This is a genomic window from Acinetobacter sp. YH12144 (assembly GCF_013418345.1).
GTDB classification, from domain to species: domain Bacteria; phylum Pseudomonadota; class Gammaproteobacteria; order Pseudomonadales; family Moraxellaceae; genus Acinetobacter; species Acinetobacter amyesii.
Genome location: NZ_VPCD01000014.1, coordinates 41,647 through 53,818, shown reverse-complemented (window position 1 = coordinate 53,818; position 12,172 = coordinate 41,647). Strand labels below are relative to the sequence as shown.

Below are 12,172 nucleotides of genomic sequence, written 5' to 3'. Positions count from 1 at the left end.
AGTCTAGGTAAAGTCACAGAAATCCTCTTGAAAAATCAATGAATAAAACCTAGTCTGAGCGCATTAGACTAGGTTTTTTCTTATGCGCATCATTCAACGAATACATCACAAGCTTAATTGGTCACGTCGTCGCTATGTGGGTGTGGTCATTGGTTTATTGGTTTTAGGTTATTTGGCATCGGCAACCTATCACACGCTAAAACCACTCCCTGAAGGGCTGAACTACACGGGAAAACTTCGCCATGCTGAAGTGAACTTTTTAGTAGATGAAACCTATATCGATGCGCAAGGAAAGCAGCAACAGGAACATCGCATTTTTAAAGAAATGCTGAAAATGATCGAAGAAGCGCAGTCGACCATTGTGTTGGATATGTTTCTCTTTAATCCTCAAGTTGGCGACTCTCAATTAAAACATGAACCATTAACACAGGAACTGACCGATGCACTGATTTTGAAGCGTCGTCTATCTCCTCAAGTGGAAATTTTTGTGATTACTGACCCGGTCAATTCGGTATATGGCGGCATTCAACCTGAACATTATCGTCAATTGCGTCAAGGTGGAATTGAGTTAATCGAAACCAATTTGGTACCGCTTCGTGCATCCAATCCTGCATGGTCAGGCTTTTGGTATATCTGCTGTCAAGATATTGGCAATAATCCTGAACAAGGCTGGTTACCGAATCCATTAGGTACGGAAAAAGTGACGATTCGCAGCTATATGGATCTGTTTAACTTTAAAGCGAATCACCGAAAAACTTTGGTGGTAGATACCATCGATGGCTGGAAAGGTTTAGTCACCTCTATGAATCCACATGATGGTAGCTCACGACATTCTAATGTTGCTCTGACTGTGAAGGAAATGACTGCAATTGACCTATTAAAAACCGAGCAAGCCGTAGGCATGATGTCTAAAGCTAATATTCCATTTGTAGTGATTAAAGATGTTGAAGCCGCGAAAACTCAGCCACAGGTTCAAGTGCTGACTGAAAAAGCCATTTATGATGCCACACTCGACTTAATTGATAGTGCGAAGAAAGCTGGAACTGAAATTGATATTGCTATGTTCTACTTGTCAGAACGTAAAATTACCAAGGCACTCATTGCTGCGCATGAACGTGGCGTGAAAGTGCGTGTATTACTCGATCCGAATAAGGATGCTTTTGGGCGGACTAAAAATGGCATTCCAAATCGACCTGTAGCATCCGAATTACATGATGCGGGTATTGATGTACGTTGGTGTAATACCCAAGGTGAGCAGTGCCATAGCAAGATGATTTTAAAACGAACTGCTTATCAAGCCGATATGATTTTAGGTTCGGCAAATTTCACCGCGCGTAACTTAAAAAACTATAATTTAGAAACGGATTTACGCGTGATTGGTCTGAAAAATGCGCAAGTTTTTAAAGATGCATCGCAGTACTTTAATACGGCTTGGTCAAATCTGGATGGTAAACAAATGAGTGTCGATTATAGTAAATATGCGGATGAATCGACCTTGAAATATGTGTTGTATCGCTTTATGGAATGGAGCGGAATATCTACTTTTTAGAATTGTCTTAATCTCCCAAATCCCTCTTTTTTAAAGAGGGGCTTTCCTCCCTTTTTTAAAGGGAGGTTAGGAGGAACTAAATCAGTTTTAATTCTTCGGTACAGGATTCGGCGGAACGATTTGATCTAAATCTTTATCCGTCATTTGATCCAATTCTTTAATATCGGTTTTGATTTTCCATTTATCTGCATCATCTACCGGTTGTGGCAAACGAGCTTCTAACCAGTCACAGATGACATCTGGTGGAAAATCGGCATGGTTACATTGAATCACCCAAGACAAGAATTGTCTTGCTTCGCCATTCATATATGGTGGCGGAGAAACCGGTAAAAATTGAGTCGGTAAGCGTTCATTTTTAGAAATATAGTTCAATACATGGCCCAATTCTTGAACAGTTTGCCATGCTAAAGGGTGATCTACATTAATTTGAAATTTAAACCACCAAGCAGTTTTACCATCGGTTCCGTACGAGTCAATCAGTTGTTCTTGAATACTTGGAACTTTAGAAAAAAATTGATGAAGTCGGTCAAAACTTAATTCAGACACAGCATTTGATCCACTACGAAATAAAATCAATCTTAGCATAATCCAATGAAAAACAGGCTAGCCTGAAGGTGCGATCAGCTTGGTCGGAAAATTAACAAATTCTTGCACTTGATGGATTTTTATCCATTTTTTCTCCTACAATGGAATTTATACTGAGCGTATAAACCGTCGAGGAGAGCTTAAGTGAAAACCACATTATTCTATGCGATTGCAGGTGTGATGCTGATCAGTGCTTCAGCCAGTACTTTTGCGGAAAACAAATGGGCAAATTACCAAGGTGTAGATACATCAAAACCACAACACCGTCCACCGTCGATGAATCGGCCTGGCTATCCGCAGCATGCGCCGAATTATCCTCAACATTATCCTCAGTATCCAAGTCGTCCGCCGGTTTATCCGCAATATCCAAATCGACCTTATCCGCAGTATCCTCAGAGTGGCATTAGCATTCAATACAATGCACCGACCACGATTACTCAAAATTCACAAAGCTATAGTTGGGTCAATGGCGATCCTGCGAGTGCCAGTATTTCCAGTTCGACCTATACCTTTATCAGCGATTGGAAACGGATTGGTTTACCAGCACCCCCAAGTGGCATGTATTGGATCTTTGAAAATGGTCGCTATGTATTAGTGCCGAATCGGTAATTTAATCTCCCCAAACCCCTCCTTAAAAAAGAGGGGCTTTAATAAGACTAAGCTAACTCATCATCTTGCGGACGTGGGGTTTTTCCTTCAGGCAGTGGCTTCTCGGAATGCTTATCTCGAATAACCGAAGGATATGTCCAAGAGGCATAGCGCACAATCAAAATGGCCACAGCAAGGATGAGGATCGAACCTGTAGTAATGACCAAGCCCATATCCGCTTTATGGTCATGTTGAATGTCCGAAATCAGTAAACGGGTCAGGGCAGTAATAGCAATATAAATCAGGAAGCGTACCGGCATGTGGTTAGTTTTAAAATAAATACCGACCATGGCACCGAGTTCGAGGAAAATAAACAATAATAAAATATCGTCAATCGTGGCGAATTGTTTAACTGTAATAATTTCAAAAATGGTATGACCCGCAGACCATAAAATCATACAGCCGATGACAAACAGTGCAAGATAATGAAAACCTTCTACAGCAATATTGCCAAAACGGTCAAGGAGGGCTTCAACTTTTTCTACTTTGGGATCACGGTGTTTCATATATCTTCCTCCTGTGTAAATTGCGTGAATATTCAATGATGAACTAGTCATTAAATACCAAGCAAATTTCATGCACATGAAGCGCATATGACAAAAATATTTTTTAGGTTTAATAAAGTTTTTAATGTTAAGTTTGAGCTTAAATTTTGTCCTATAAGAATGAAGCGACGATGTATCAACCAACGCATTTTAAACATGATGAACTCCCTGATCTGATTGATCTTATGCGTAAGTATGCTTTGGCGACAGTAATACTGACTGCACCCAATGGTGAGTTGGAAGTGAATCATTTACCACTAGAATATGACGCTGAGTCAGGCGAATTAGGTGTATTACGCGGTCATATTGCTAAGGCCAATCCAATGTTTGAAATATTGAATCAGTCAGCACATGTCTATGTTATTTTTCAGGCTGAAGATGCTTATATTTCGCCAAGCTGGTATGAAGGAAAACAGGAGCATCATCGCGTTGTACCGACATGGAATTACCGCGTGGTACATGTCAAAGGCAAGATACGTAAAATTGCAGATGAAAAATATTTACGAGGAATTCTGGCTCGTTTGACGCGTCAACATGAAGCTAGCCAACCCGTGCCATGGAAAATGGGCGACGCGCCTCATGATTTTATCGCGGAACAACTGGAAAAAATTATAGCGATTGAAATCGAAATAGACTCAATTTTGGGTAAGTTTAAAGTGAGTCAAAATCGCAGCGTTGTAGATGCAATGAATGTGGCAAAAGCTTTGGAAATGTCGAATGCTGAAATGGTTGAGTCGATCAAAAAATTTTATCCCATGAAATAACAGGCTAAAGAATCATGCCCAATATGATTGAAACTGAACGTTTATGCCTGAGAAAGTATCAGTTAGGAGATGAAATTTCATTATTTGATACATATTTTTCGAATATAGAAGCAACTCGTTATCTGCAGCGGTTACCACATTTAACGATTCAACAGACCAAGAGTGTTTTAGAAAAGTGGGCAGATCATTGTTGGTCGACACATAATCCTGATTTTGCATGGGTGATTAGTGATAAGAATACGCATTTAGCGATGGGCTTACTGTATTTCTTCAATCAAGAAAACCATGGAGAAATACATTTTGGGTTAGGGGTGAATTTTCATGGTTGTGGTTATATGACTGAGGCTTTAAATGGGGGAATTAAGTATTTAAAGCAGAATCAAGTCACGAATGTTGTTTCATCTTTTTGTGCTGAGGAACATCTAGCATCACAAAATGTCTTAATGAAGGCAGGATTTAAACAAGATAAAGAGAAAACGCATTGGGCTACATTTCCAATGCTAGACGATCAGCTCCATCCTTGTTTTACATATCGAATGGAATTGGAAGATTATGAATAAGTTGGTACGTTTATTATTTTTGCTTAAAGAATCCTATTCATTGGTTATGTATGAAGAGTAATAAGTAAAAAATGCCCGATAAATCGGGCATTTTTGATTTTGTGTATTTAATTAAGCTTGGTTGGTAAAGTAATCTTCAGAGAAGTTCATGATCACTTCAGAACCTGCTTTTACTTTAGCAATGCGTAATGCCAATTCAGGTAAAATACGCTGCGTGAAGTAAAGAGTCAGTGCAAGTTTGTTTTGGTAAAACTCGCCATCTTTGTCTTTTGCTGCATCTGCAATGCGGGCAAACATATAGGCAAAGCTGAGTAGGCCTACAGCATGTAGGTAATCAACTGCTGCTGAGTTCGGGAACTCAATGTTTTCACGAGCAGCTTCAAGTACATATTGAGTCACCGCTTCAACTTCAGCTGCTGCATCTAATGTTGCATCTTTGATGTAGTTCAAGCTGGCATCTAAGTTATTGGCAAAATCGCGGATTTCTTGGATATATTCAGCAATGAATTCACCATTGCACTTAATGGTTTTACGACCAATTAAGTCTTGAGATTGAACGCCATTGGTCCCTTCGTAAATCTGTGCGATACGCAGGTCACGAATACATTGTTCCATACCCCATTCACGAATAAAGCCATGACCACCAAATACCATTTGCGCATCCAGTGTTGCTTGAAAAGCTGTATCTGTTAAGTACGCTTTCGCAATTGGTGTTAACAGCGCAACACGGTTATTGGCTGCTTTGACTGCTTCTGGATCCGTAGAGAACTTGGTAATGTCCAGTTGTTGACCAACATAAACCGCAAATGCACGAGACGCTTCATTGTTGGCACGTGCGTTCAGCAACATACGACGTACATCACCATGAACTAAGATGCTGTCTGCAGGTTTTGCAGGCGATTGAACGCCAGAAGCGCTACGGCCTTGTAAACGATCAGTCGCATATTGCGCTGCATTTTGATAAGCAAATTCAGAAGCACCTAGGCCTTGAATACCCATAGACAGACGTTCGTAATTCATCATGACGAACATCGCTGCAAGGCCTTCATTTTCTTTACCAACCAGGTAGCCTTTCGCGCCATCAAAGTTCATTACACATGTTGCAGACGCTTTGATCCCCATTTTATGTTCAATAGAACCAGGGCCTACAGCATTACGCTCTCCCAATGAACCATCTGCATTCACCAAGAATTTAGGTACGATGAATAGTGAAATTCCGCGTGAGCCCGCAGGCGCATCAGGCGTTTTCGCTAAAACTAAGTGGATGATATTTTCAGAAAGGTCGTGGTCACCGCCAGTGATGAAAATCTTCGTACCTGTAATGTTATAAGTACCGTCTTCATTACGTTCGGCTTTAGTTTTGATAATACCTAAATCTGTACCTGCATGCGGTTCAGTTAAGCACATGGTGCCTGACCATTCGCCTGTATACATTTTTGGTAAATAAGTTTCTTTTTGCTCTTGTGATGCATAGCTGTTTAATGCCATGCCTGCACCTACAGAAAGAAGCGGGTAGAGCATGAATGATGGGTTGGTTGCAAACAGCATTTCGTCAGACAGAACAGTCAGCATTTTTGGCATGCCTTGACCGCCCCATTCTTCATCTGCGCCTAGACCAATCCAGCCGCCTTCAGCATATTGTTTAAATGCTTCTTTGAAACCAGCAGGAGTCGTGACATTGCCATTGCTATAGGTTGCGCCTTCTTCATCACCTGTGCGGTTTAATGGATGAGTGACGTTTTGCGCAAATTTTGCCATTTCTTCAAGAATGGCTTCTGCAGTAGCAGCATCAACGTGAGCAAGATTTTCGTTGTTTTGCCAGAATTGTTCTGCTTTAAAAACATCATTTAAGATGAATTTCATATCTGCAAGCGGCGCATTATAAATTGGCATGTTCGTTCACCTGTTTATTGTTTGAATCTATGGACTTGGGGCAATTTGTATCGACACAAAGCGTGGAGAAAATTGACCAAAGTAAAATTATGGGACTATTTATAAAGAAAAAGGACTGCCAATGCTATGACCGTCCTTTCTCTATTTCTGCACTCACGAGTACAATTTTTTGAATATGTTTTAGATATTCACATTAGAATGCAAAGTGTTCTGCATCCAATGCCATAAGAGGATCTAGGCCACCTGCAATCACTTCTACATGAGAGCGAACGCGTGGTAAGATTTTCTTGAAGTAGAAGCGAGCAGTCGTTACTTTTGCATTGTAGAAATCAACATCTGTTGTTCCTGCAGCTAAAGTTTCTTGTGCAACTAGTGCCATGCGAGCCCATAAATAAGCAAGCGTTACATAACCAGAGAAGTAGAGGTAATCGACTGCAGCAGCACCTACTTCTTCAGGGTTTTGCATTGCTTTCATACCAATCTGCATGGTTAAGTCGCCCCATTCTTTGTTTAGCGCAGCAAGCGGCTCAACAAATTCTTTCATGGCAGCGTTGTCTTTGTTAGCTTCAACAAATTTATGGATGATCTTGGTGAAGTCTTTCAACATTGCACCTTGAGTACCCAATACTTTACGGCCTAACAAGTCAATTGCTTGAATTTCAGTCGTACCTTCGTACAAGCATGAAATACGTGTATCACGTACAATTTGTTCCATACCATGTTCAGAAATGAAGCCGTGGCCACCAAATACTTGAACACCGTGTTTTGCAGATTCAGAACCTGTTTCAGTCAAGAATGCTTTAGCAATTGGAGTTAATAATGACAAGATATTGTCAGAGAACTTACGTTCTTCTTCAGTTGCACCTTGTTCCACGATATCGGCATGGAAAGACAATAAGTAAACCAGAGCACGACCAGCTTCAGCAAATGATTTTTGCGTAAGCAGCATGTTGCGTACTGCAGGGTGAACGATAATTGGATCTGCTTCTTTTTCAGGTGCTTTAGGGCCTGAAAGTGAACGCATTGCCAAACGGTCTTTTGCGTAAGCAAGTGCACCTTGGAAAGCGCCTTCAGAAGCTGAAAGACCTTGTACAGCAGTACCGATACGTGCAGTGTTCATGAATGTGAACATGCAGTTTAGACCGCGGTTTTCAGGGCCAATCAAGAAGCCTTTTGCGTTATCAAAGTTGATGACACAAGTCGCGTTACCATGGATACCCATTTTGTGTTCAATCGAACCACAACGTACCGCATTGCGCTCACCAATTGAGCCATCAGCATTTACATTGAATTTAGGTACGATGAATAATGAAATACCTTTCGTGCCTTTTGGTGCACCTGGAAGACGAGCAAGGACGATATGGATGATATTTTCAGCCATGTCGTGTTCACCAGCAGAGATAAAGATTTTCTCGCCAGAAATTGCATAGCTACCGTCTGCTTGTGGTTCAGCTTTAGAGCGGATAATACCTAAGTCAGAACCTGCATGAGATTCTGTTAAGCACATCGTACCAGTCCATTCACCTGAAACAAGTTTAGGAAGGTAAGTGTCTTTTTGCTCTTGAGAACCGTGATGTTCTAATGTACGGACAGCACCATGAGATAGACCAGGGTACATACCCCATGCCCAGTTCGACGTACCCACCATTTCTGAAATGATGTTGCCTAAAGAAACCGGTAAGCCTTGACCGCCGTATTGTTCTTCAGCAGACAAAGACGGGAAACCAAGTTCGATATATTTTTGATACGCTTCTTTAAAACCAGTTGGTGTTGTTACAACGCCATCATTCCAAGTACAACCTTCACGGTCGCCGACTTGGTTAAGAGGAGAAAGTTCATTTTCACAGAAGTCAGCAGCAGCTTCTAGATATTGGTCAACCAACTCACGGCTTACGGTGTCAGAAAATGCAGGCAGTTGTGCATAGTGATCTTCTGCTTTTAATAGTTCATGCAGAACAAATTGCATATCACGTAAGGGCGCTTTGTATTGTGGCATATCGTTTTCCTCAATACTGGTTTCTACCAGCGTTAGTAATCCTAAATAAACATTTGAACGTGTCTTCAATGACACGTATTGGAATGGTTCTAATCGTGCAACATCTTCTTATTGGGTACAAGCATTTCAGGGCGATTTGTTGGTGACTGTAAAGTCAAAGAAATATCCCTTGAAAATGCTAAGTGCATTGAGTGTAAACACTTTTGGCTGAAAATGAATGACACAAATAGTCAAAAAGCGTAAAAAGATATGTCCAATAAAAAAGGCACTCATGGGAGTGCCTTTTTTTACGCAATGATATTGCGATCTAAGTTTGGATTATTTTACTGGTGCTGGCGTTGGGGCAACAGGGGCTTTAGGTTGGAAGCGCACTTCACATTTACCATTGATTTGCTGTTCGCCAACTTTAATGGCAACCGCACTGCCATCAGTCTTGCCTTGGCATGCTTTCATAATCGCTTGTTGCTTCGCTTGGCGTTCTGCTAAACGTTGATCAAACTGTTTTGTCAGTTCTGCACGTTTTGCATCAGTCAGTGGTTCACCGCGTTGCATCTGACCACGCATGTCGCCACGCATTGGACGATGTTCACCACGTGCTTTTTTCATGTCTTGACGGTCTGCTTTGAACACCATGGTACAGGTACCATCAATGCTTTTATCGCCAGCTTTTACTTGAACTGTTGAACCTGTAGTCTTGCCATTACAAGCTTTTTGCATATCAGCAAACACTTGACGTTGCTCTGCACGCATTTGTTTAAAATGTTCACGTTGCTCAGGTGACATACGACGATCGTGATCACCATGATGTTGTTTCATCATACGGCCATGATCGTTATCTTTTGGTGCGGTTGTCGATTGACAAGCCGTCAATGCACCCATGCTCAATACGCTTGCACCGATTAAAGCCATTTTGGTCATTTGTTTCATAGTCTTTACCCCACCAGATTAGATATTTTTCCGATGGTTAAAGATTAAATAATAAAGATGTAGAAACAATGGAGAGTTTTTTAGTTGCGTGTTCGCTACAATAATGAATATAGAAGAAAAATGAGAGTTCTCTTTTGAAAATACGTCGTATCCCGATTGCCTTACGCTTGTTTCTGACTGTGCTGTTGACGACGCTCGTCATCACAACGGTAAGTCTTGGCGTTTTGCATTGGAATATGCAGCGTAATTTCACCAAATATGTGGCCGATGTCGAGATGCAAAAGCTTGACCATGTCATTGAAAATTTAGCCGATGTGTATACGGTCTATCATGATTGGGGCAATGCGATTCAGGCACAGATTCTGCAAATTGAAGGGCAGGCTGCGCCAGATGACTATGATCGTCTCTCTCGGTGGTGGCTGCGTCGTCAATATGACATTGCATTGCAGCAGCGCTATTTCCAAGATCATAGTTTGAATGCAGCATCGATGTTGGCAACGCCACAGCAAACGGCAGAACAAAAAACTGAAGAGCTAAAATGGCTTGAACAAAACTTACCGTCTGAGTTTCAACCCTTTGAAGGTTTAAAATTTCCTTTAAGCGCGAATCAAAATGTGTTCCGCCCCAAAGAGTCGAATGCGGATGAAAAAGATAAAGATGCCGGTCAATCCTCTCAAAACAATACCAACAATGGTGGTAAAAAACAGTTTATTCAAATGCCTGACCGCTTGGGCTTGAGTTCACGTTTATCTTTATATGATGCACAGCGCCAATTTGTGGTGGGTGAGCCGACAGATGAACAGATTTCTTATCGTCCGATTATGGTAAATAATCAAATCGTGGGGTATTTGGGGCTCAAACCTGTCCTCGAGCAAGATGATGCGATCAGTATTAACTTCTTTAGTAAGCAAAAACGTTATTTGTTATTGGTTTATGTGCTGACATTTATTGCAAGTTTAATTGCTGCACTGTTATTGGCGACCTACTTTAAAAAACCGATTCAGCGTTTGTTAATGGGAACACGTGAGTTAACAAAGGGCAATTATCAACATCAAGTCGCGGTGAACCGTAATGATGAGCTTGGTGATTTATCGAATGAATTGAACCAGTTGGCTGTGATTCTTGATCAGCATGAAACGTCACGTCGTCAATGGGTGGCCGATACTTCACATGAATTAAAAACCCCATTGGCGGTGTTGCAGGCTCAAATTGAGGCGATGCAGGACGGTATTCGTAAGCCAACGCCAGAGCATTTTGCCTCAATGCTCAATCAAGTGAGTAGTTTGAAAAAATTGACCAAAGATTTGGCGGATTTGGCGCAAGCTGATGCACAGCAATTAAATTGTTATCTCACTACGATTAATCCGTGGGATGTAGTGATGCAAGAAGTTGAAAGCTTTAAACCGAAGTTTGAACAAGCCGATTTGAAAATTACCGCAACGGGCGAAGGGACTTCATTACAATTAGATATAGACCGTTTTAAACAGATTATGGTCAACTTATTGGGCAACAGTATTCGTTATACGGAAGCTGGTGGTGAAGTGCATGTACATACTGAGCAGGATGAAACCCAGTGGACCGTGTATGTCGATGACAGCCCATTTGGTTTAACTGATGAACAGTTGGCACGTTTAGGTGAGCGTTTCTATCGCGTGGATGATTCGCGCACGCGTGCAACCGGTGGTACAGGATTAGGATTGGCGTTATCCGTAAAAATAGCTAGAGCATTGGGCGGAGAATTGAGTTTTGATCATTCTCCATTGGGCGGTTTGCGTTGCAAATTGACATTTCCCAAACAGATGAAATATTAAAAGGAAGCATGCATGAAACATATCATGTTGGTTGAAGATGAAGTGGAACTTGCACAGCTAGTGCGTGATTATCTAGAGGCTGCAGGCTTTGAAGTCAGCATGTTTCATGATGGGCAAGAAGCCTATGACAGCTTCACACAACGTAAACCGAGTCTGATGATTTTAGACCTGATGGTGCCCCGTATGGATGGCTTAACCATTTGCCGCAAGGTGCGTGAGCAGTCTGATTTGCCAATTATTATGGTGACTGCACGTACTGAAGAAATTGACCGTGTATTGGGGCTCAATATGGGTGCTGACGATTATGTCTGCAAACCGTTTAGTCCGAAAGAGTTGGTGGCACGTGTGCAAGCGGTATTACGCCGTTTAGAACGAAAAGCAGAACCCGAAGTCAATGATTTATTCCGTATGGACAAAGCACAGCAGCGCATTTGGTATCAACAAAAAGCGCTGAGCTTAACGCCAACGGAGTTCCGTTTACTAGAGTTGTTCTTGGAGCATGTGGGGCAGGTATATTCACGTGCGCAATTGCTAGATCATATCAACCCAGACAGTTTTGAGGTGGCTGACCGTGTGATTGATAGTCATATTAAAAATTTACGTCGTAAGATTTCAGATGCTGCTGAAACTGGCAACCGCCATGAGTGGATTCAAGCCGTGTATGGCGTTGGTTATCGTTTTGAATATCCAGAAGATTAAAATAGATTGTAAATACTATAAGGACAGGCTTCGGCCTGTTTTTTTGTACATACCTAGCTAAATTAATTTTAAAAACAAGAAAAACAAAGCAATAAAAACATAAAATGTGAAATTTGCGCATTTAGTGGAAATTGGGTATTATTTTGCTTGAATATTGACCAGTATGTTTGGGCTGGCAGAGTTCAATGTAGAGAT

At 41.4% G+C, this 12,172-nt stretch carries 11 protein-coding genes; 6 read left to right on the top strand and 5 right to left on the bottom strand.

What is annotated here, in order from left to right; translation table 11 throughout:
* The first annotated feature begins 82 nt into the window (after positions 1 to 82).
* Complete coding sequence (locus FTU79_RS10695; protein ID WP_180026738.1) at positions 83 to 1,549, top strand: phospholipase D family protein; 1,467 nt, start codon at positions 83 to 85, stop codon at positions 1,547 to 1,549.
* An 87-nt stretch (positions 1,550 to 1,636) separates the two neighbouring features.
* Here FTU79_RS10695 and FTU79_RS10690 read toward each other — a convergent pair whose 3' ends face one another.
* Complete coding sequence (locus FTU79_RS10690) at positions 1,637 to 2,095, bottom strand: hypothetical protein (protein WP_180005494.1); 459 nt, start codon at positions 2,093 to 2,095, stop codon at positions 1,637 to 1,639.
* Between the two features lie 183 nt (positions 2,096 to 2,278).
* Between FTU79_RS10690 and FTU79_RS10685 the strand changes: the two genes are divergently transcribed.
* Positions 2,279 to 2,743 carry an RcnB family protein gene (locus tag FTU79_RS10685; RefSeq protein ID WP_078191247.1) on the top strand — a complete coding sequence of 155 codons (465 nt, stop codon included), beginning with the start codon at positions 2,279 to 2,281 and terminating at the stop codon, positions 2,741 to 2,743.
* A 47-nt stretch (positions 2,744 to 2,790) separates the two neighbouring features.
* Here FTU79_RS10685 and FTU79_RS10680 read toward each other — a convergent pair whose 3' ends face one another.
* A complete protein-coding gene (locus FTU79_RS10680) occupies positions 2,791 to 3,288 on the bottom strand; it encodes a phosphate-starvation-inducible protein PsiE (RefSeq protein WP_180049982.1) in 498 nt (165 codons plus the stop codon).
* A 170-nt stretch (positions 3,289 to 3,458) separates the two neighbouring features.
* Between FTU79_RS10680 and FTU79_RS10675 the strand changes: the two genes are divergently transcribed.
* Positions 3,459 to 4,091 carry an FMN-binding negative transcriptional regulator gene (locus tag FTU79_RS10675; protein WP_180050050.1) on the top strand — a complete coding sequence of 211 codons (633 nt, stop codon included), beginning with the start codon at positions 3,459 to 3,461 and terminating at the stop codon, positions 4,089 to 4,091.
* A gap of 14 nt (positions 4,092 to 4,105) precedes the next feature.
* Positions 4,106 to 4,651, top strand: a complete 546-nt coding sequence (locus FTU79_RS10670; RefSeq protein WP_218945452.1) for a GNAT family N-acetyltransferase — start codon at positions 4,106 to 4,108, stop codon at positions 4,649 to 4,651.
* A gap of 111 nt (positions 4,652 to 4,762) precedes the next feature.
* On the opposite strand, the gene FTU79_RS10665 is transcribed toward FTU79_RS10670, so the two are convergent.
* The 3 genes from FTU79_RS10665 to FTU79_RS10655 all read right to left on the bottom strand — a co-directional run bounded on the left by FTU79_RS10665 (position 4,763) and on the right by FTU79_RS10655 (position 9,467).
* Positions 4,763 to 6,544 carry an acyl-CoA dehydrogenase C-terminal domain-containing protein gene (locus tag FTU79_RS10665; RefSeq protein WP_078194153.1) on the bottom strand — a complete coding sequence of 594 codons (1,782 nt, stop codon included), beginning with the start codon at positions 6,542 to 6,544 and terminating at the stop codon, positions 4,763 to 4,765.
* Between the two features lie 193 nt (positions 6,545 to 6,737).
* Positions 6,738 to 8,540 carry an acyl-CoA dehydrogenase C-terminal domain-containing protein gene (locus FTU79_RS10660; protein ID WP_078194152.1) on the bottom strand — a complete coding sequence of 601 codons (1,803 nt, stop codon included), beginning with the start codon at positions 8,538 to 8,540 and terminating at the stop codon, positions 6,738 to 6,740.
* 318 nt (positions 8,541 to 8,858) lie between these two features.
* The gene (locus FTU79_RS10655; protein ID WP_180049978.1) at positions 8,859 to 9,467 is read right to left on the bottom strand and encodes a hypothetical protein; all 609 of its coding nucleotides are present in this window, start codon (positions 9,465 to 9,467) and stop codon (positions 8,859 to 8,861) included.
* Positions 9,468 to 9,601: 134 nt separating this feature from the next.
* Here FTU79_RS10655 and baeS point away from each other — a divergent pair, with 134 nt between their 5' ends.
* A complete protein-coding gene (gene baeS / locus FTU79_RS10650) occupies positions 9,602 to 11,278 on the top strand; it encodes a sensor histidine kinase efflux regulator BaeS (protein WP_180049976.1) in 1,677 nt (558 codons plus the stop codon).
* 12 nt (positions 11,279 to 11,290) lie between these two features.
* On the top strand, positions 11,291 to 11,977 hold the full coding sequence (locus FTU79_RS10645) for a response regulator (RefSeq protein ID WP_078191240.1): 687 nt from the start codon (positions 11,291 to 11,293) through the stop codon (positions 11,975 to 11,977).
* The last annotated feature ends 195 nt before the right edge of the window (positions 11,978 to 12,172 follow it).